Source organism: Staphylococcus sp. HMSC034G07 (assembly GCF_001835975.1).
GTDB lineage: Bacteria > Bacillota > Bacilli > Staphylococcales > Staphylococcaceae > Staphylococcus > Staphylococcus ureilyticus.
Map to the genome: position 1 here is coordinate 1 of NZ_KV826611.1, position 20,208 is coordinate 20,208.

22 protein-coding genes are annotated in these 20,208 nt (G+C 31.3%); 6 read left to right on the forward strand and 16 right to left on the reverse strand.

The annotated features are described in order from the left end of the window. Nucleotides 1–521: 521 nt before the first annotated feature. The 3 genes from perR to bcp form a co-directional block, all read right to left on the reverse strand. Nucleotides 522–983 (reverse strand): peroxide-responsive transcriptional repressor PerR, encoded by a 462-nt coding sequence (perR, locus tag HMPREF2586_RS11915; RefSeq protein ID WP_046207933.1) that lies wholly within the window; start codon nt 981–983, stop codon nt 522–524. Nucleotides 984–1,077: 94 nt separating this feature from the next. Next, nucleotides 1,078–2,028, reverse strand: coding sequence for an NAD(P)-dependent oxidoreductase (locus tag HMPREF2586_RS11920; RefSeq protein ID WP_070658321.1), 951 nt, complete (start codon nt 2,026–2,028; stop codon nt 1,078–1,080). Between the two features lie 6 nt (nt 2,029–2,034). After that, nucleotides 2,035–2,490 carry a thioredoxin-dependent thiol peroxidase gene (gene bcp / locus HMPREF2586_RS11925; protein WP_070658320.1) on the reverse strand — a complete coding sequence of 152 codons (456 nt, stop codon included), beginning with the start codon at nt 2,488–2,490 and terminating at the stop codon, nt 2,035–2,037. 81 nt (nt 2,491–2,571) lie between these two features. Between bcp and HMPREF2586_RS11930 the strand changes: the two genes are divergently transcribed. Together HMPREF2586_RS11930 and HMPREF2586_RS11935 are read left to right on the forward strand one after the other, a co-directional pair. Then, nucleotides 2,572–3,861, forward strand: coding sequence for a glutamate-1-semialdehyde 2,1-aminomutase (locus tag HMPREF2586_RS11930; protein WP_070658317.1), 1,290 nt, complete (start codon nt 2,572–2,574; stop codon nt 3,859–3,861). 75 nt (nt 3,862–3,936) lie between these two features. Continuing rightward, nucleotides 3,937–5,031, forward strand: coding sequence for an FUSC family protein (locus HMPREF2586_RS11935; protein WP_046207937.1), 1,095 nt, complete (start codon nt 3,937–3,939; stop codon nt 5,029–5,031). Between the two features lie 84 nt (nt 5,032–5,115). Here the strand turns inward: HMPREF2586_RS11935 and HMPREF2586_RS11940 are convergent, their stop codons facing one another. The 3 genes from HMPREF2586_RS11940 to mutY form a co-directional block, all read right to left on the reverse strand. Next, entirely contained in the window at nt 5,116–6,852 is a 1,737-nt protein-coding gene (locus HMPREF2586_RS11940; protein ID WP_070039301.1) for an ABC transporter ATP-binding protein, read from the reverse strand. Between the two features lie 196 nt (nt 6,853–7,048). Further along, entirely contained in the window at nt 7,049–7,591 is a 543-nt protein-coding gene (locus HMPREF2586_RS11945; RefSeq protein WP_019469633.1) for a nucleoside tri-diphosphate phosphatase, read from the reverse strand. 66 nt (nt 7,592–7,657) lie between these two features. After that, entirely contained in the window at nt 7,658–8,704 is a 1,047-nt protein-coding gene (mutY, locus tag HMPREF2586_RS11950; protein ID WP_070658314.1) for an A/G-specific adenine glycosylase, read from the reverse strand. Between the two features lie 123 nt (nt 8,705–8,827). Here mutY and HMPREF2586_RS11955 point away from each other — a divergent pair, with 123 nt between their 5' ends. Continuing rightward, nucleotides 8,828–9,805 carry a metal-dependent hydrolase gene (locus tag HMPREF2586_RS11955; protein WP_046207940.1) on the forward strand — a complete coding sequence of 326 codons (978 nt, stop codon included), beginning with the start codon at nt 8,828–8,830 and terminating at the stop codon, nt 9,803–9,805. Between the two features lie 82 nt (nt 9,806–9,887). On the opposite strand, the gene HMPREF2586_RS11960 is transcribed toward HMPREF2586_RS11955, so the two are convergent. The 7 genes from HMPREF2586_RS11960 to HMPREF2586_RS12750 form a co-directional block, all read right to left on the reverse strand. Then, nucleotides 9,888–10,736: a sugar ABC transporter permease gene (locus HMPREF2586_RS11960; RefSeq protein ID WP_070658312.1), complete on the reverse strand. Its 849-nt coding sequence runs from the start codon at nt 10,734–10,736 to the stop codon at nt 9,888–9,890. 9 nt (nt 10,737–10,745) lie between these two features. Beyond that, entirely contained in the window at nt 10,746–12,278 is a 1,533-nt protein-coding gene (locus HMPREF2586_RS11965) for an ATP-binding cassette domain-containing protein (RefSeq protein ID WP_046207942.1), read from the reverse strand. A gap of 15 nt (nt 12,279–12,293) precedes the next feature. After that, a complete protein-coding gene (locus HMPREF2586_RS11970) occupies nt 12,294–12,608 on the reverse strand; it encodes a YfhH family protein (protein ID WP_046207943.1) in 315 nt (104 codons plus the stop codon). Continuing rightward, complete coding sequence (recX, locus tag HMPREF2586_RS11975; RefSeq protein ID WP_046207944.1) at nt 12,586–13,404, reverse strand: recombination regulator RecX; 819 nt, start codon at nt 13,402–13,404, stop codon at nt 12,586–12,588. The genes HMPREF2586_RS11970 and recX overlap by 23 nt, the downstream gene beginning before the upstream one ends. Before the next feature lie 350 nt (nt 13,405–13,754). Then, the gene (gene sgtB / locus HMPREF2586_RS11980) at nt 13,755–14,567 is read right to left on the reverse strand and encodes a monofunctional peptidoglycan glycosyltransferase SgtB (RefSeq protein ID WP_046207945.1); all 813 of its coding nucleotides are present in this window, start codon (nt 14,565–14,567) and stop codon (nt 13,755–13,757) included. A 320-nt stretch (nt 14,568–14,887) separates the two neighbouring features. After that, nucleotides 14,888–15,406: a type 1 glutamine amidotransferase domain-containing protein gene (locus HMPREF2586_RS11985; RefSeq protein ID WP_046207946.1), complete on the reverse strand. Its 519-nt coding sequence runs from the start codon at nt 15,404–15,406 to the stop codon at nt 14,888–14,890. Nucleotides 15,407–15,495: 89 nt separating this feature from the next. After that, on the reverse strand, nt 15,496–15,666 hold the full coding sequence (locus HMPREF2586_RS12750) for an SE1561 family protein (protein ID WP_019469624.1): 171 nt from the start codon (nt 15,664–15,666) through the stop codon (nt 15,496–15,498). A gap of 176 nt (nt 15,667–15,842) precedes the next feature. Here HMPREF2586_RS12750 and yfkAB point away from each other — a divergent pair, with 176 nt between their 5' ends. Beyond that, a complete protein-coding gene (gene yfkAB, locus HMPREF2586_RS11990) occupies nt 15,843–17,003 on the forward strand; it encodes a radical SAM/CxCxxxxC motif protein YfkAB (protein WP_176745331.1) in 1,161 nt (386 codons plus the stop codon). Between the two features lie 118 nt (nt 17,004–17,121). On the opposite strand, the gene HMPREF2586_RS11995 is transcribed toward yfkAB, so the two are convergent. From HMPREF2586_RS11995 to HMPREF2586_RS12005, 3 genes are all read right to left on the reverse strand, one after another. Then, nucleotides 17,122–17,643, reverse strand: a complete 522-nt coding sequence (locus tag HMPREF2586_RS11995) for an acyl-CoA thioesterase (protein ID WP_070658309.1) — start codon at nt 17,641–17,643, stop codon at nt 17,122–17,124. A gap of 154 nt (nt 17,644–17,797) precedes the next feature. Further along, on the reverse strand, nt 17,798–19,036 hold the full coding sequence (locus HMPREF2586_RS12000) for an aminopeptidase (protein WP_064209715.1): 1,239 nt from the start codon (nt 19,034–19,036) through the stop codon (nt 17,798–17,800). 14 nt (nt 19,037–19,050) lie between these two features. Then, nucleotides 19,051–19,254, reverse strand: coding sequence for a DUF1128 family protein (locus HMPREF2586_RS12005; RefSeq protein ID WP_046207949.1), 204 nt, complete (start codon nt 19,252–19,254; stop codon nt 19,051–19,053). Nucleotides 19,255–19,386: 132 nt separating this feature from the next. Here HMPREF2586_RS12005 and HMPREF2586_RS12010 point away from each other — a divergent pair, with 132 nt between their 5' ends. Together HMPREF2586_RS12010 and HMPREF2586_RS12015 are read left to right on the forward strand one after the other, a co-directional pair. Then, on the forward strand, nt 19,387–19,851 hold the full coding sequence (locus tag HMPREF2586_RS12010; RefSeq protein WP_046207950.1) for a low molecular weight protein-tyrosine-phosphatase: 465 nt from the start codon (nt 19,387–19,389) through the stop codon (nt 19,849–19,851). A gap of 7 nt (nt 19,852–19,858) precedes the next feature. Beyond that, nucleotides 19,859–20,143: a YtxH domain-containing protein gene (locus HMPREF2586_RS12015; protein ID WP_046207951.1), complete on the forward strand. Its 285-nt coding sequence runs from the start codon at nt 19,859–19,861 to the stop codon at nt 20,141–20,143. Nucleotides 20,144–20,208 lie beyond the last annotated feature (65 nt).

The window sequence follows — 20,208 nt, forward strand, 5'->3', positions numbered from 1 at the left end:
TTGACATATTGCAATTCAGTTTTCAATGTTCATTGATGTGTTACAAGAATTAATTGTAACATTAAGTTTTTGTTAAGTCAATAATAAATTTTATTTGTTATTGTTAAGTTTGTTTCGTTTGTTAACTCAACATTTAACATTGTATAACCATTCAATAATTTTAACAAGTGTCAAATTTACACTTTCTATTATTTTTATTTTGGTTTGTTTTTAAGCCGTCTCGTTTTGACGACTTTTATATAATATCAAGATTAATCTCACTCGTCAATTCAATTTCAATAACTTTTTAGTTAAATTTTACCTTTGTAATAACTAATTATTTTTTATATGTATAAATATGTCAAATTGTATAATTATATCAGTGTTGTTTGGACACATTACGCATTATACCGTTAGTTAAAATTGCATTTTTTGATTTCACTTATATCGATATAAAATAAGCTCATAGTAATAGAAAGTGCTACATTTATAAATGTAGCACTTTCTAACTTAATAGTTTTTTCGTAATTGTTCAATTATAATTACTGCTGTAAATTCTCTTTATCTTTACATTCTTTACATAGACCATAAATTTCCATACGATGATGTGTCACATCAAAATTCGTTACGTGTTGAGCTAATTGTTCAACTTCATCTAGTTGTGGGTAATGAAAATCAACAATCTTTCCACAATTTTCACATATAACATGGTAATGATTATGTGTATTAAAATCGAATCGACTTGAAGCGTCGCCATAAGGCAACTCTTTAACAATGCCTATTCCTTTAAATACACGTAAATTATTATATATCGTTGCAACACTTATATTTGGAAAATCGGGTGAAAGTGCTTGATAAATCTCATCAGCAGTGGGATGTGTTTCTGAAACAATTAAAAACTTCAATATCGCCTGTCTTTGTGGTGTTATTCTTATTCCATTATCTCTTAAAGACGCAATCGAGTCTTCTAATTGATGTTCAACTGTTTCCATCTCTGCACTCATGTCCCTCACCATCTTTCTATTTAATAATAATTATTACTTAATATTAATATAACTGTTGCATTATCGAATTGTCAATAAACAAAGACCATTTCAATCAATATCCTGTATTGGGATCAACTTCATTCTCAATTAAAGTATTGTTATTGAGAAAATAACTAAGATTTCGTTTGAATATCTGAGTAACTTCTTGTTTGTTTTCTGTCCCATTGCCCGTAATATGTGCTGTAATTGTAATATTATTTATATTATATAATTGGTTATTTGGAGTAAGTGGCTCGTTTTCAAACACATCTAAATATGATTGTCGTATGATGTTTTCTTTCATTACATTTGCTATTACATTTTCGTCTACGATTGTTCCTCTTCCTACATTAATAAATAAAGCAGCGTTTTTCATCTTTTCAAAATGTTCTCTTTGTAGTAGATGTATTGTTTCTTTCGTTTCTGGTAACGTATTAACAACAATATCTGCTTCTTCTAGTGCTTGAAATAAATTATCGATAGTATACGTTTTGGAAAACCCTTCTACATCATGACCAGTTGTATTAACACCTTGTACAATCATGTCCATCGCGTTAGCAATGGTTGCTGTTTTTTGCGCTATACTTCCTGTCCCTAAAAATAAAAGGGTTTGCCCGCTTACTCTTTTTCCAGTTAGCTTCGAATCATATTTTTTATTTGTTTGATTAATAAATGAAGTCTTCATTTTTTTATAGTCATCTAATATAAACGCCATGATAAATTCAGACATTTGTTTTGCGTGTACACCTCGACCATTCGTCAACAAGATATTATTACTATCGATATAGTTTAAAGGAAGCTTGTTTACACCGGTAGCATACCAGGCCAACCATTTCAGATTCGAGCATGACTCCAAAAAATCTTCATCTAATTTACCATCATATCCAAATAGTATGTCCAAATCCTTTTTATCATGGTCATTAATATCAGAAACACCCTGTGTAAATATAAACTTAACGTTTGGAAAAGCTTCAACTAAATCATTTTCTAAATCTCCCATTCTTTGTAAACTGACTGCCTTCATCTCTAATCACCCCAGAATTGCTTTTAATTCGTCCATTTGTGATTTTACTTTCACTTTTTCTATGACATCGATAATAACGCCATCTTCGTCAATAATGAACGTAGTTCTTACTATTCCCATACTTTCTTTTCCAAAATTTTTCTTTAGTTGATATACACCCACTTCCGCGGATAATTGATAATTTTTATCTACCAATAAATCAAAATTCAAACTATGTTTTTCGCTGAAGTTTTGATGTTTTTTCTTTGTATCTCCACTAATTCCATAAACTTTTGTATTAAGTTCATTAAAATATGATAAATTGTCTCTAAAATCACAGGCTTCTGTCGTGCATGTTGGCGTGTTATCTCTCGGATAAAAATAAAGCACTGCTTTATTTCCTCTTAATGTATCATTAGAAATAATATCACCATTTTGATTCTCAAGTCTAAATTCCGGAAATTGATCTCCTTTTTTCAACAAATAACTCACCCTATTTCTTTTTATTAATAATTATATGATACGATAATAAACGAAAATATTAAATAAAAGAGGTTGATATTAATGAAATTTACTGAAAGTGAAAGACTTCAAAATTACTCAAATGAATATATATTAGGAGGCGTGAATTCACCTTCTCGTTCATATAAAGCTGTAGGTGGTGGTGCTCCTGTAATGATGAAATCTGGCCAAGGCGCTTATTTATATGATGTAGATGGCAATAAATATATCGATTACTTACAAGCTTATGGACCAATAATTACTGGTCATGCTCATCCTCATGTAACTCAAGCTATTCAAGAACAAGCAGCACTTGGCGTATTATATGGAACGCCAACAGAACTTGAAATAAACTTCGCTAAGAAATTACGCGATGCTATCCCCTCATTAGAAAAGATTCGTTTCGTTAATTCTGGTACTGAAGCTGTAATGACGACAATACGTGTGGCACGTGCGTATACTAAAAGAAATAAAATAATTAAATTTTCTGGCCAATATCATGGTCATTCAGATTTAGTTTTAGTTGCAGCTGGGAGCGGACCTTCCCAATTAGGATCACCCGATTCTGCCGGTGTACCTCAAAGTGTAGCCCAAGAAGTCATCACAGTACCCTATAATGATATAGAATCTTATAAAGAAGCCATTGATTATTGGGGAGATGATATAGCAGCAGTACTCGTTGAACCTATTGTAGGTAACTTTGGTATGGTTAAACCTAAACCAGGATTTTTAGAACAAGTAAATGAAATTACACATAATAATGGAAGTTTAGTGATTTATGATGAGGTTATTACCGCTTTTCGTTTCCATTATGGTGGTGCACAAGACTTATACCAAGTTTATCCAGATTTAACTGCCTTCGGTAAAATTGTAGGTGGTGGTTTACCTATCGGTGGTTATGGTGGTAAACAAGATATTATGGAACAAGTTGCTCCCCTAGGCCCTGCATATCAAGCTGGAACGATGGCTGGAAATCCATTATCCATGAAAGCAGGCATCGCATTATTAGAAGTATTAGAACAAGATGGTATTTATGAATATTTAGATAGCCTAGGTCAACAATTAGAAGATGGTTTAAATAAATTAATACAAAAACACAATATCACTGCTACAGTCAATAGAGTTTATGGTGCATTAACGCTCTATTTTACAAACGAAATTGTCACACACTATGAGCAAGTTGAAAATTCAGATGGTGATGCTTTTGCACGATTCTTTAAACTTATGTTACATCAAGGTATTAATCTCGCCCCTTCAAAATTTGAAGCTTGGTTTTTAACGACTGAACACACTAAAAATGATATTGAAAAAACATTAGATGCTGTAGATTATGCTTTTAGTCAAATGAAATAAACTTGAATTTTATAGGGAATCGTTGTATAACAAGTATAAACATAAATTTATTAAATATATGAAGGAGCGGTACATTTGAAATTAGGAGCACGCATTCTGAAGACAGGTATAGCTATTATACTTGCTTTGTTTATCGCTTCTCTGTTCCCTGATGAAGCAGGATTAAAAGCAATCGCTGCTGTCAGTGCGGTAATCGCGATGCAACCAAGTGTTTTTCGTTCCATTAAAACAATTTCTGAAAGAGCAATTGGTAACCTGATCGGTGCAATACTGGCAGTTGTTATGGTTACTGTTTTTGGTAATAATCCAGTAATCATGGGGGTTACTGTTATATTATTAATTGCTATTTTATTCCGTTTTAAATTGGAACATGTAGCTACACTTGCAAGTATAACTGCATTAATTATTATGGGAACACATACTGGTAACTTTTATATTTCTGCATTTTACAGATTTGTCCTTGTTATGGTAGGTGTAATTAGTTCTTCTGCAGTTAATCTTTTATTCTTACCCCCTAAATTCGAGTCTAAAATTTATTATAATTCTTTAAACATTTGTTCAGATATCTTTGTATGGTTCAAACTTGTATTAAATGATACCTCTGAATATCATCATATAAAAGAGGATAGAGGGCTAATCAGCAAACGTATTACAAAATTAGAACAAATCTTTGAATACTACGAAGAAGAACGACCTTGGACGAAAAAGCAAATGTATGCGCAAAATAGAAAAAAAATTCTATTTAAACAAGTTGTCCGTAGCACACGGCAAGCATACGATGTTTTAAAACGAATGAATCGTTATCAAAACGATCTTCATAATTTGAATAACGAGCTGTTACTTCAAATAAAATTAGAAATAGATTTGCTAATCGCCTATCACGAACAAATCTTTATTAGTATTTCAAAGAAAGCACGTTATGATATTAGTCACTTTGATAGTCAGATAGAAAATCCACAAAAAAAAGATTTAATGGATGCTTTCCAACGCGAAATCATTAAAGATCCTTATCAGACAACATATTCATTCACTAATATAATGCAGATTATTTCAGCTATAGAAGAATATCGTTATACTATAGAACACTTGGATCGTTTAGTTATCAGTTTCTTCTCATATCATTCTAATGATAATGAAATTGAAATTGAAGAAGAAGATTTTGATCTATAAAAACTCAATATTTTAACTAAAAAGACCAGAGACATTTAAAATTGTCTCTGGTCTTTTATATTTATTAGTTCGTTCAAAGTCTTTTTATAAATTTTGAATGCTATAAAGATGTTCATAAGCACCTTTTTTCGCTAATAATTCTTGATGTGTGCCACTTTCTACTATTTCACCATTTTCTATAACAACAATTTTATCTGCATGAGTAATTGTAGATAATCTATGTGCCACAATTAACGTAGTACGATCTTTACTTAAGATATTTAATGCATCTTGTATAATAGATTCACTTTCTAAATCCAATGCACTCGTTGCTTCATCTAAGATAATAATCGGTGGATTATTCAAGAAGATTCGCGCTATAGATATACGTTGCTTCTGGCCTCCAGAGAGTTTAACTCCTCTTTCACCCACTTCTGTATCATATCCATCTGTTAATTCCATGATGAAATCATGTGCGTTTGCCATTTTTGCAGCAGCAATGACCTCTTCATCTGTTGCATCGGGTCTGCCTAATAAAATATTTTCTTTAATCGTATCTGAGAATAGTACGTTATCTTGTTGAACTAATCCAATTTGATGTCTGAGGCTACCTGTTAAATAGGACTTAATATTGGTGCCGTCAATTTTAATTTCACCATCTGTAACATCATAAAATCTTGGTATGAGATTGATAAGTGTTGATTTACCTCCACCACTCATACCGACAAACGCTACTGTTTCGCCTTGTTCGATATCCAAATTAATATGGTTTAATATCGTAGATTCATCCGCATTATATCGGAAACTCACATTATTAATTTCAATACGTCCTTCTTGAATTTCTAATGGTAAGGCACCTTTTTTATTCTTTATGTCATAACTTTCATCCATAAGTTGGAACACACGATCCATCGATGCAAAACTTTGCGTTAATGTTGTAAATGAAGAAACCAATCTACGTAAAGGTCCAAATAATTGTTCGAGATAACCCACAAATGCAGCGAGCGTACCAACTGTAATGGAACCGTTAATAGCTAAAACCGCACCAGAACCTATTACAATTAATGGCCCTAAATCAGTTACTGTATTAATTGCAGCAAATGAATAGGCATTCCATCTCGTATGCGTAAATGCGCGTTGTAAGAAATTGCTATTATGCTTATCAAAATTCACTGCTTCGTTATCTTCTATTGCAAAACTTTTAATGACTGACATGCCTTGTACACGTTCATGTAAAAATCCTTGTACTTCAGCCAAGGCTTGAGATCTCTTACGTGTCAGATTTCTTAAACGTCCAAAGAAGAAGTAGACAGTCAAAATATAAACTGGAAATACTATAATTGCAGCTAGTGTTAATTTTACATCTAGTACAAACATAATAGATAAAGCGATAATGATAGTGATACAATCAAGCCAAATATTCATAAGGCCTGTCAGGATGAAATCTTTTGTTTGTTCAACATCATTAATAACCCGTGAAATAACTTGCCCAGCTTGGTTATTAGCATAGAATCTTGCACTTAGTGCTTGTAAATGATTATATAGACGCTTACGAATGTCATATAATATTTTATTACTTGTCCACTGAGCTAAATATTGTCTTAAAAATTCTATAGGGGGCCTTACGATTACAAAAATAAATACAGCTATTCCTAGCGCAATTCCCAATCTAGCAAATTTTTCTTCTACCGAGATTGCACCGTTATTGATAATGTCATCAATAACATATTTAATTAATAACGGAATAAGCATTGGAATACCAAATTTTAATATACCAACAAGAATTGTGGCAATGATCCGCCATTTATATGGTTTTACGAATTGTATATATCTGCGAATCATACAAACTATACCTCCCTGCTTATTTCAGCAAATGAAACAGCCTTCGTTGAAATTCAACGAGGCTGTTATTACAATTATCTACGATCAGATCATTTAGTTAAGCATTTGCTATTAAGATTTATTCTATACAATTAACTTGTATCATATATACCTTTAATACTATATCGGATATAACTATCAATTACATTAAATATGCTTAATAATCTCTAATCTTTTTAAACCGTTCACGCCAAACTTTAATAAAATCCGGTGCAAAAGGACCTTTTTTTTGTTCAATCCATTGTTGAAGAATATCTACGTTTCTTCGTAAAATTACATCAATATCAGATGAATAATTCATTTGACGCATATGTTGTTCATATTCATCTTCATCTAATAAATGATATTTACCATTGGGATAGACTTTAATATCTAAATCATAATCTATATATTTGAGTGCTTCCTCATCACAGACAAATGGTGAGGATAAATTACAATAATAATAAACACCATCTTCTCTAAACATACAAATAACGTTAAACCAATATTCGGAATGGAAGTATACAATTGCAGGTTCTCTTGTAATCCATGTGCGATTATCACTTTCTGTTACCAATGTATGGTCATTACCACCAATGACTACATGATCCGTACCTTTTAAAATAGTTGTTTCAGACCAAACACGGTGTATATTTCCATCGTGTTTATAACTTTGAATTTTTATCGTCTGACCCTCTTTAGGTATGGACTCTTTAACCATGCTCCACACCACCTTTTCTGATTTCACATATTGAATTATAACATAGTTAACGATTATAGAACGACCTTAATTATTTGTTATTAAAAAATTATATATTTTTGACATACTTACTGGAAAGTTATAATTAACTTTATCATCTACAGGCATCCACTGCATATTGTTAGCTAATGTAATCTCTTGCCGATTAACACAACTTTTAGATATATACACATCAATATCCCATGTTAAATGTGTAAACTGATGTTTTAAAGAATAAACAGGTTTAGCTTGAAATTCAATTTCTGTAAATAATTGTGTATTAATATTTTCGTTGCTTTCCGCTTCATACATAGGAAATTCCCACATATTATTTAATAATTTTTGAGTTCTTTTTTCAATAAGTAAATCACCCTTTTCGTTACGCACTATATAGACATTTTGTTTTATATGTTTTTTCTTCACTTTAGTCGTTTTTACAGGTAACTGCTCAACTGTTCCTTGTTCAAAGGCTTCACAATGTTCTTGTACAGGACAAAATAAACATAACGGATTTTTTGGTGTACAAATTAATGCGCCTAGTTCCATCATCGCTTGATTAAAAGTACCTGAATCTTCTTGAACATATGTTTCTAATTCTTTTTCAAATGTTTTTCTCGTAGTTTGTAATTTGGTATCGCGATGATCATTATTTAGTCTTGACCACACTCTAAAAACGTTACCATCGACTGTTGCTAATGGAAGGTTGAAAGCAATACTCATGACTGCTGCTTTGGTGTATGGACCAACGCCTTTCAGTTCTCCAAAACGCTTCGGATCATTAGGTACCTCACCATTATAATTTACCGCTACATCTTTGATTGCATTATGGAAGTTACGTGCACGACTATAATAGCCGAGTCCTTCCCAATATTTTAGCACTTCATCTTCATGTGCGTTGCTTAAATCAGTTATTGTTGGAAACCTACTTACAAATTTATGATAATAATCGATAACCGTCTTCACTTGAGTTTGTTGTAACATTACTTCACTTAACCAAATATAGTATGGATTTTTAGTTTCTCTCCATGGCATTTGTCTTTGATTTTTCTCAAACCATTTTACGAGATTATTTTTAAATTCTGATTCGTTATACATGTTATACATCTCTTTCTCTACGTGATTCTAAAACTTTTTTTCTTCATTTTAGTATGTTAATTTTATTATTTAGTATATTAGATTATAATAGAAATAATATTGAAATGAAATGAGAGGATACTTATGGATACAGGTACGCATATTGTCATGGGTATTGGATTAACCGCTTTGGCAACACAAGACCCAGCGATGACTGGTTCATTTGCAGCAACTGCAACTACTCTAATCATCGGTTCTCTGATACCAGATGGAGACACAGTTTTAAAACTTAAGGATAATGCCACTTATATATCAAATCACAGAGGTATAACACATTCAATACCTTTTACGATTCTGTGGCCATTACTTATAACTTTATTTATATTTACATTTTTTAAAAATATTGATGCTAGCCATATCTGGTTATGGGCTCAGCTTGCGGTCTTTCTTCATGTCTTTGTTGATATATTTAATTCATATGGAACCCAAGCGCTCAGACCCATCACAAATAAATGGATTCAACTCAGTGTCATCAATACATTTGACCCAATCATATTCATCCTTTGGTGTGTCGGCATTTTGCTTTGGGTATTAGGCTTACATCCATACCTTTCATTTTTCCCTATTTTTGGTATTCTTGTTGTTTATTATATTATTCGGTTTAGGATGCAAGCCATCATTAAACAACAAGCGCTTAAACAAATAAAGCAAGAACATAACCCTGTTAAAGTTTTTGTTGCACCTACCATGCGATTTATGGAATGGCGTGTTGCTATTCAAACAGAAAATCACGATTATGTTGGACGCAGTTATGGTAGAAATATCGTTTTTAGTGATAAATCTGAGCGTCATCCTTTTCCTAGTAATGATTTAATGCAATTTGTTAAAGATGATAAAAACATAAAAACTTTCCTTAACTTTTCATCTATATATCGCTGGCAAGCTAGAAAGCTAGATGATGACACGACAGAAATTAGACTAATCGATTTACGCTATCTAAAAAATGGTCACTATTCTTTTGTAGCAATCGCACATCTAGACGAATTTATGAATATTGATCATTCTTATATTGGTTGGGTGTTTAGTGAAGATAAATTACAAAAAAAATTATTTGCAAAGTAAAAATTTTATTGATAGTAACAAAGGCTGGGACACAAGATTGTGTCTCAGCCTTTACTAATAAGATTGAAAATGAATAAAATCATTATTTATGGTTTGTATTTTGAGCAATTACATTTTCGTTATGATTTGAATCATTTTTTAATTTGTCATCAGTATCCTTTTTCTCATGCGCAACTCTATATTTCTGATATGCTGTCGTTCTAAACAGAGCAAATATCAAAGCACAAGCTGTCGCCATTAAAAATATAAAATAAAAATGGTATGGTATATTATTTAAGCTTAATGCACCTAAAACAACAGACTGTGAGATTCCCTCTATAAGATAAAATAACGGGTTCAACATTAAAATATGAGAAATTACTGTTGAATTACTGGACGGAATATACACAATTGGTACGAGAAAAAACATAATGACTGATAATATATAAAATATGATATCTACATTATTTTTTGTAATAGTTAGTAAACCAAATACTGTAGAAATAACTACGACAAAGATAATTGACATTATAACAAAGTATATTGTCGATGGAATGGAACTCTCTATATTAACTGGTGTCATTAATATAATCATCATTAACGCAATAAACATTAATAAATTAGAAATAATAGCTATCATAATCGTTTGAAAAATTGGGTTCAAATTAAAAACTTTAGCAGTAAAATACTCTTTTTTAAACAATTGATAACTTTGATAAATAGCTATCCAGATAAATGAAAAACTTATTAATGCTGCTAATCTAAAATAACCACGTGCTTGTTTTATTTCTTCTGTACCATTCACATTGAATATGAACATTAGCAGACATAATAACAGGATGCTAATAATAAATGGTATTACAAACCATTTCCATTGCCCCTTTAATCGATGGTACAAGTGTTTACTTAAAAATGGTGCATTCTTATAAAAATTAATTAAATTATCTATCATTTACTACACCTACAATTCAATATATATCCATTTATCATTTTTAAAATCTGCCATGAAATAACCATCACCTGATTTAGTAATCCAGAAGTTATTATCAATATTAAATTTCTCTTTTAACTTCGCTTTATCTTTCATCGGAATTGTAAAGCCGGAAAGTTTATTTTGATCATTAAATATCATTGCAATCGGTTGTTGAACGATAGGTACAATAAAGCGATCATTTTTCCCTTCTTCTGGAACTAGTGAATCTGTCACAGTACCATGCTTTTTATGTAAGTGACTATTAAAAAATTCAAAATAATTACTATAATTTTTACTCATAAATGGCGCGAGTGCATCCCCACTATGTTCTTCAAATAAACCTGCTGGATCAAAATAACGAATATCTTTTTTTCCGACTTTATAAGACTGATTATCGACACTAACACGATAATTTTTTGTGTTTTCACCAGTAATGGTAAGCAAAGCGTACTTGTTAGGACTTAACTCTTTTCCTTTTTTTAGGTTCTTTAATTTAACTGAATCATCTAATACGATTCCGTATGATAGTTTAACTTCGTAAGGATTTTTAGGTTGGTTTTGAATAGTGGCTTGGTCTTCATTTTGTCCTATGTTAATTTTACCAATATCATTAAATATTAACACTGCTGTTAAAAGCACACCTAGCATACAAATAGTTATAAATGTCCAGAATCTAACTAGTACAACCGGTGGTTTAACGTGGTTATATCTTTCAATTCGTTTGAAATTATAAGTTAACTCAGGCGTACGCGCTCTACTTTTTTTCCAATCTAAATCAAAATTTCGTTTTTCTTCATCACTTTCTAAAGATGCTCTATCTCTCTCATGTTCATTAAATACAGGAATGACTTGTTTAATAGAACCTTCCATTCTAAGTTGACCATGCGAAACCCACGCTATATAATTACTTGCCTTACTAACTCTTTCAACATTGTCATCTATCATAACAATGGTTAAATTATTATTTATGTATTCATCTGATAGTTCAATTGCTTTTTCAAAATATTCATCCGTTAAATTTTGCAGTATTTTATTAAAAATAATAATACTTGCTTTAGATGTTCTGGCAAGTGAAAAAAGTATGCGGGCATATACTTCATCTGGTAATTCACATATAGGCGTATCACTTTGCGCTTCGACATGTGCATATTTTAGAACTTGTTCAACTTTATGCGTATTGACTTTGTATGGGAATAATGTAACTGCATTAGATATGTAATCTTCAACCGATATATTTTGAGCATATTTATCGTCTATATCTGCATAAAACAAATCTGTTTTGCGCACAACTCTTCCCTTATCAGGTTTAATTTCACCACTTAATATCCGACCTACAAGAGATTTTGAAGACGCAGGCTCACCGATGATGCCAAGTGATTCACCTTGATAGATATGTAGATTAATATTATTTAACTCTATGTTATCTGCATCATAACCAAAAGGCTGATACCACTTTTTTGATTTTTTATTTCTATAGTAATGTGTTACATTAAGTAACTTTAAAATAATTGAACTACCCATACTATCTTCATCCTTCTACAGTTTTAATAATGCTAAGGGCAAACCTTCTTCTGGCTCTGAACTATTGATTCTGAATCCCCATGCAAAAATACCTTTAAGTCGTTCTACCTTAAAATAACTTTTTGTACCATCATTCAGTTGATAAATTTTGCCAAGTTCTACTTTATTTCTATCTACTAAATAGCTTTCTGCTATGATTGCTTTACTTGCATATACGTCATACTCGTTATAAATACCATTCATTTCTGCTTTGCGCATTTGTTCTTTATACCCTTGAATTTCATGACGTAATTCTATTTCACTCATTTCACTCAATTTCTTCCGTTCCATTCTCAATTCCACTCTCTTCTAGTTTAGATTTTATTTTATCATATTGATAGCCTTTTCTCATAAGTGTTTCAATCGTTTTATTGACTAATTTTCTACCTGTATACTTTTTCGAACTCTTAGTATACGCTTTTTCTAGATCGTTTTGTAATAACATGTCTAATGATTCTTCTGATTGTGAAAAATCTAATTCTTCCATCACAATGTTAATCGTTTCAAATGTATAACCTTTTTGCATCAAAGATTGTTTCAACTTTTCTTCACGCTTTATTTGTGGCCCTTTTTTTTGTTTCAATATTTTATTTGCTAATTTTATAATCTTGTCTAAAGGTTGTTCTTCATTATATAAAAGCGCATATTCATCAATGATATTTTGCTCTATACCAGCTTCGCGTAATTTTTGTTTGAAAATTTCAGGTCCTTTATCCGTAGTTAAAATCATAGTGTTTTTTAAACTATTCGCGTAGTCTTTATGATCTATTAAATTTTGCTTATGGCAATAATCTAATACATCTGCAATAACACTTTCTGAAATATCTTTCTTTGCTAGATGCTGTGCCACTTCGTGCTCAGTTCTTTTTCTATATGACAGATATTGAATCGCTATATTAATCGCTTGTCTATATTGCTCATACTTTTGAATTTTTTCCATTTCAGCTGCTTCAACAAGTTGTCCCTTTTTAAGATTGAAATAGACAAAAGTATCAATATCAATACCCATCTCAAATTCATCATCTAAATATAAATTAAAACGTTCTTTATTGTTTTTTTGAACTTCTATTTTTGTGATTTTCGGCATTATCTTCACTCCACTTATAAGAATAACTTATATTGTTTATGAATGGAATTATAGTGATTTTTATTTGCAAACTTCAACTTCATTATTTTTATATACAAATTATATCATGGTTCAAGGTTTATTCCTTTCACAAAATGACATCGTTAATCTACAAATTTCAATATATTTTATAGTACTTAACAAGCATTTAAAAAACCTTCATTGCACAGTTGCAATTAACGTATTTTGTATTTTTAAAATATTTAAAAAAGCCCCTTCCAAGCATTCATTTTTTCATGACTACTAAGGCAGGGACTTCTCTTTGACAACTTATTTTATACTTCTCGTGATACTTGCTGATATTACTATAATCATACGCCTAATTCTAATAATGCATTTTTGTATTGTTCATCTGAAATAAATTCTTGTTGTTTCATTTTTTCTAAATCCGTTTTCACTCGATTTATGAAATTATCCGACATATCATCGATGTTATAAACACTAGGTGCATTAATTTTGCTTGCTAAAATGGCACTCTGTAAAACTGAAATTTGTGGCAACTCTTGATTATTTTTATCTGTCGTAACCCCAAAGTAATAATTTGCAGCTGATTCTACTGAATAATTATCACTACCGTAATAAATGTTATTCATATAAAAACTAAGTATTTCATCTTTACTGTAGTTTTTTTCAACGCGATGAGCTACAAACAATTCTTTAACTTTACGTGTAATAGACTGTTCATTATCATAAAAATAATTTTTTACTACCTGTTGCGTGATTGTACTTCCACCTTGTACATTTTTATCACTTAATGTCGAAAAAAGTGCCCTTGACGTTCCTTTTATATCAAATCCGTGATGCCTATAATAGCGTTCATCTTCCATAGCTATAAATGCACCTTTAGTATATTCTGGCATGTTTGAGACAGATACAAACGAATTCTTATTTTCTATTTTTTTTAATTCATCAATATCTGCGCGCGTACTCAAAGCATACATTATAGCAATAAATATTCCTAAAACAATTAAAATAGGAATAAGTAATTTGAAGAAAAGTCCTTTTCCTTTTTTCTGTTTTTTTGTTTTTGTTACTGGCTGAAAATAAGTATTATATTGAGGTTCGTTTACAGTATCAGCTTGAGATTTTTTGGTTGTTTGCTTATAACGATCGCTTCTTTTCATGCGGTAGCTCCTTTATATTGCTCTCATATCATTATAAGTGAGTTTATCAATTGTTGGAATTTTTATCTATAGTAAATCATAAAAATCGGTCCAAGGGTGTATATGTAACTCCTATCATGGCATTATGATCAAAGCTTTTAAAATTTATAATATCTCAATACCAAAATACGGTTTGAATTTAAAATTCAATGCTAATAAGAAACAAAAAAGTTGCCTATATTTTATAATGAACCACTTTAGCACATTCAAAGTAAATTCATCTAAAACATAGACAACTATTTCATTAATACCATTTTTTAAAATTGACGTACCACAAATGATTAGGCATTTAATTGATCTACGATTGCTTTATTAAAGTCATCTAAATCATCAGGTGTACGACTAGTTACAATATTCTTATCAACAACTACAGATTCGTCAACAACTTGTGCACCAGCGTTCGCTAAATCTTTACGAACATTTAGTACTGCAGTTACTGTTCTACCTGATAAGTCGTCTGTATCTATTAAAATTTGTGGTCCATGGCAAATTGCAAACGTTGGGACATCATTTTTGGTAAAGTATTTAGCAAATGTACCGTATCTGCCTTCAGAATCACCACGTAGATGATCAGGTGAGAAACCACCTGGAATTAATAATCCATCATAATCTTCTGGTTTTGCATCAGCAATACTTACATCCACAGAAACTTTTTCACCATGTTTCCCAACAACTTCACTATTGGCTTCATCTCCAATAACAACAGTTTCGTGTCCTGCTTCTTCAATTGCTTCTTTAGGACTTGTTAATTCTACATCTTCAAATTCATTCGTTACAATAATTGCTACTTTTTTAGCCATGAATTATCACCTTTCCATATTTATGTTATATACTCTGTATAGACGAAACTAGAGTTTTTTAAACATAAAAACTTTCAATACTCCGAAATTTAATCTGATGATTTCGAAACTGATTTAACTTTTTCTTCTAATTGATCTAATAAGCCAATCCATTCGTCTATGTCTTCTACTTTAACTTCATTTGGGTTCACATGATCGATATCATTCATAAATTTTTCTAATCTCTTTTTTATTTGATCTATTGTTTGATTGTCATCCATTGTATTAGTAACTCCTTTTTTTCAGATATTATTATACTAACATGGATTTGACAAATTTTGCTAAAGTCTTAATAATTATAAACTGAAATAATTTAACAAAATTAGAATAATTTCTATATGTTTAACCATTTCATATATTTAAACCTAAACCAAGCTTTAATAAAAGGATGTTTTAAATGACATATCAAAAATCTATATTATCTAGTATTAAAAAACCTATATCTATATTTAATGATCCATGGGAAACCTATAATGATATTCAAGAACATAATGCATTAACTTTAAGTAATATTGAATTCACCACGACGAATCTCTGTAATATGCGTTGCAGTCATTGCGCGGTAGGATACACACTTCAAACTGCAGACCCTTCTCCTTTACCAATAGATTTAATTTATCGACGTTTGGATGAAATCCCAAATTTAAAAACGATGTCCATCACTGGTGGTGAACCTATGTTTTCAAAGAAATCTATTAAAAATGTTGTGAAACCACTATTGAAATACGCCTATGAACGCGGGATTTATGTTCAAATGAATTCAAATCTTACATTACCTATCGACAGATATTTAGATATAGCTGAATATATTGATGTAATGCATATTTCACATAATTGGGGAACGATAGATGAATTTACAGAAGTTGGATTTGGAGCAATGGAAAAACAGCCACCATTGAAAGCAAAATTGAGACTTTATGATCAAATGTTATCAAACGCTCAAACACTTTCTGAACAAGGCATGTTCATTTCTGCTGAAACAATGTTAAACAAAAGTACAAGACCTTATCTGAATAAAATACATAATGAAATTGTTAATGATATGAAATGTCAAAGACATGAAATTCATCCGATGTATCCTTCTGACTTTGCTAGTCAATTAGAGGTGTTATCATTAGCTGAAATCAAAGAAGCAATTCATCACTTACTAGATATTCGACATCCAGATATATGGATGCTTTTTGGAACATTACCCATTTACCCATGTATTTCCAACGAAGATGATCAAGCATTACTACATAGATTAAGAAATTCCAAAAATGTTACGATGCGAAATGATCCAGATGGTAGAAATAGATTAAATGTGAATGTGTTCTCTGGAAACATTATAGTGACTGATTTTGGTGATGAAAATGGTACTTTATCAAATATTAAAAATGATAAACTCACAGATGTTTTTGATGCATGGTTAAAGACACCTTTAGCACAATCATTAAACTGCCATTGCCCTAAATTTAATTGCTTAGGACCAAATGTACTTGTGAAAAATATGTATTATCCTGATACAAATTTCAAACAAAATGAAATAGATATGCATCGACGTTATCCTATGCATTGATCATCTCTATTAAATTTGATAATTCAATCAAAAAGGAATGTCATTTTCAAATAAGATGAATATCCTTAGTCAAAACTAAGATTTCAATCATCATATTCGGAATAGACATTCCTTATCTTTATTCAATATGCTGCACACTAGCTAAAAACTCAATTGTTTCTTTACTTTCTTGTCTTCTTTCTTTACGGCGTTTAACCCTCGCTAATGCTGTTTCATGAAACCAGTTTTCGGTTTTTGATTCTGGATACACTTGTGGTACATTTGATGGTTTACCTTCATTGTTCAGTGCAACAAAGGTCAAAAAACTCAGTGCTGCTAGGTGCCTTTCATTTTTCAAAACATCCTCAATTGTAATTTGTACACATACTTCCATTGATGATGTACCTGCATATGACACCATTGCCTCATATGATACGATATCGCCCGTTTTAATTGGCTTTAAAAAATCAACAGAATCTGTAGATGCCGTAACAACTTGTGCGTTACTATGCTTCATTGCTGTAATTGCTGCTATTTCATCAATGTTAGCCATCAACATTCCACCGAACATTGTATGATGATGATTCGTATCTTGCGGAAATACTTGTCTTGCTTTAACACTTCTCGATTCAGACATCGATTTCATTTTAGTAGTTCCCATAATATATTCCTTCCCTTTTTTAAACTTAAGCAAATATAAATTAGGAGTGGGACAGAAACCTATTTTTATTAAAAAGATTTCGCCGTCCCACCCCGAAAATGATGATTTTAATTGGAAAATATCTAATGATTAAACTATTTTTATTTTAAAATGATTAATTAGCCCAATTACCATTTTCAAAAATCAGTTCTTGCTCGCCACTTGCTGTGATTCCATAAATCGTTAAATCAGAACTACCAATCATAAAGTCGACATGAACCAGTGAATCGTTTAATCCATGTGCTAATTTTTCTTCAGTAGTCATCGTTGTGCCACCCTCAATATTAAAGCCATAAGCTGAACCTAATGCAATATGACAAGAGGCATTTTCATCAAATAACGTGTTATAAAATATTGTATTCCGATTAGAAATTGGGGAATCGTCTGGTACTAAAGCCACTTCACCCAAGTGTTTGGCTCCTTCGTCTGTATTCAGTAAATCACGTAGCACTTCTTCACCTTGTTCGGCTTTAAAGTCTACTACTTCACCATCTTTAAATGTAAGTGTAAATCCATCAATAATATTACCGTTATGGCTTAATGGTAATTTATTCGTTACATATCCATTCACTTTCAATCGATGCGGTGCTGTGAATACTTCTTCTGTCGGAATATTAGCAACAAATGCTTGACCATTCTCTGTATAACTCGTTGCATCTTCCCAAATATGCCCTTTTGGAAGTCCAATTTTTAAATCAGTTCCTTCAGAGATATAATGCAAAGCCTCATAGCTTTTATGTTGCAATTTATCTGCATGTTTACTTAAATTTGCAATATGCTTTTCCCAATTTACCACTGGATCATTTCCGTCTACACGTACAATGTCTAGGACTTCATCAATAAATTTTTCATATGCTGCTTCTACAGTTAATTCTGGGTATACACGTGCTGCCCACGCTTTTGATGGAAATGCAGCTACACACCAAGGAAATTGATTTTTCTGACTTGCTTCCATATAACCTTTATATGCTGTAGCGTATTGTCTTTGGAACGTGGCTAATTTATCACTATCTATACCATTTAATAAATCTGGATCCTGAGTAATTAATGCTAGATTTGCTGCACCACGGTTAACATAATCCATGCGTTTAGCTACCTCGTATGTCTTAACTTCATTTTTTTCAAAATGTTCAACTGTTTCATTTTCAAATTTAAGACGTGCTAAACGATCATCACTATACTCTACTTTCACATCTGAAGCCCCTCTTTTATATGCTGCTTCAACTATGTAATGTGTCAATTCTAAAGCATCTACGCTTGAACGGATGAATACTGGTTGGCCTTCTTGTACGTTCATGCCAATGCCTGCTAATAATTCAGCGTACTGTTTCATTTTATGTTGTAATTGCCCCATATTTAAACTCTCCCTTATTTACGAATTTGTCCAAGCGCATCTGCAATTGCTGAAGCTTCACTTGGCGTAAATGAGGCTTTCGAAGTTACATAATCATATACCTCTTTTACTTCTTGCGCATCAGCAGATTTATATTTTTCGGGATTGATTAAACTTTGATTAACTAGATTTAAACGATCACGAATTTCTTCAATCATTTCTTCGTTATTTTTAGTCACAACTCTCACCTCTTTTTAATTTATTTTATCAAATTTGCTAACCTTGTAAAACTTTTATCATAATTCCTCTTTAGAAATGATTAAAAAAACATTAAAATGGGAAATAGGATTATATAATTTGGAGGTCAATATATGATTACAGTTGCATTTGTTTGTTTAGGAAATATTTGTCGCTCACCTATGGCAGAAGCTATAATGCGCCAAAGATTAAAAGATAGAAGTATCGATGGTATAGAAGTCACTTCAAGAGGTACAGGTAAATGGAATCTTGGTCAATCACCTCACGAAGGGACACAAAAAATATTAACTGAACATCATATTCCATTTGATGGGATGATTAGTGAACTATTTGATTCTAACGACGACTTTGATTATATTATTGCTATGGATCAAAGCAACGTTGATGATATTCAAAGTATTAATCCAAATATTAAAGGAAAATTATTTAAATTGTTAGATTTCAGTGATATGACTGAAACTGATGTACCAGATCCTTATTATACAAACAATTTCGAAGGCGTGTATAAAATGGTACAATCGTCTTGTGATAATTTAATTGATTTCATTATTAAAGATGCTAATTTAAGAGAGGGGTAACAACATCATGCAAAACAAATTAATTCCAGGTATATTATTAGGTGCTGTAATAGGAGGCGCAGCAACACTTGCTGACAAATCTACACGCCAATCATTAAAACAATCAATTAAAGATATTAAAGAAGGTAATCGTTCACAAAAGCCTTCAGCATTTTCTAACATTAAAGATGAAGTTTCATATTGGAAAGATGCAATTGAAGAAATTAGACGTAATAATCCTGAGTTAGAACGTTCTTTAAAAGATGCAAAGGATACTTTTGTTGAACGCAAAAATAATCGTTTAAAAAATTAAGGAACAGCTTTACTAATGAACATTATAAATGTTTATCTATTTCATATTTATAAATTGAAGTGAAT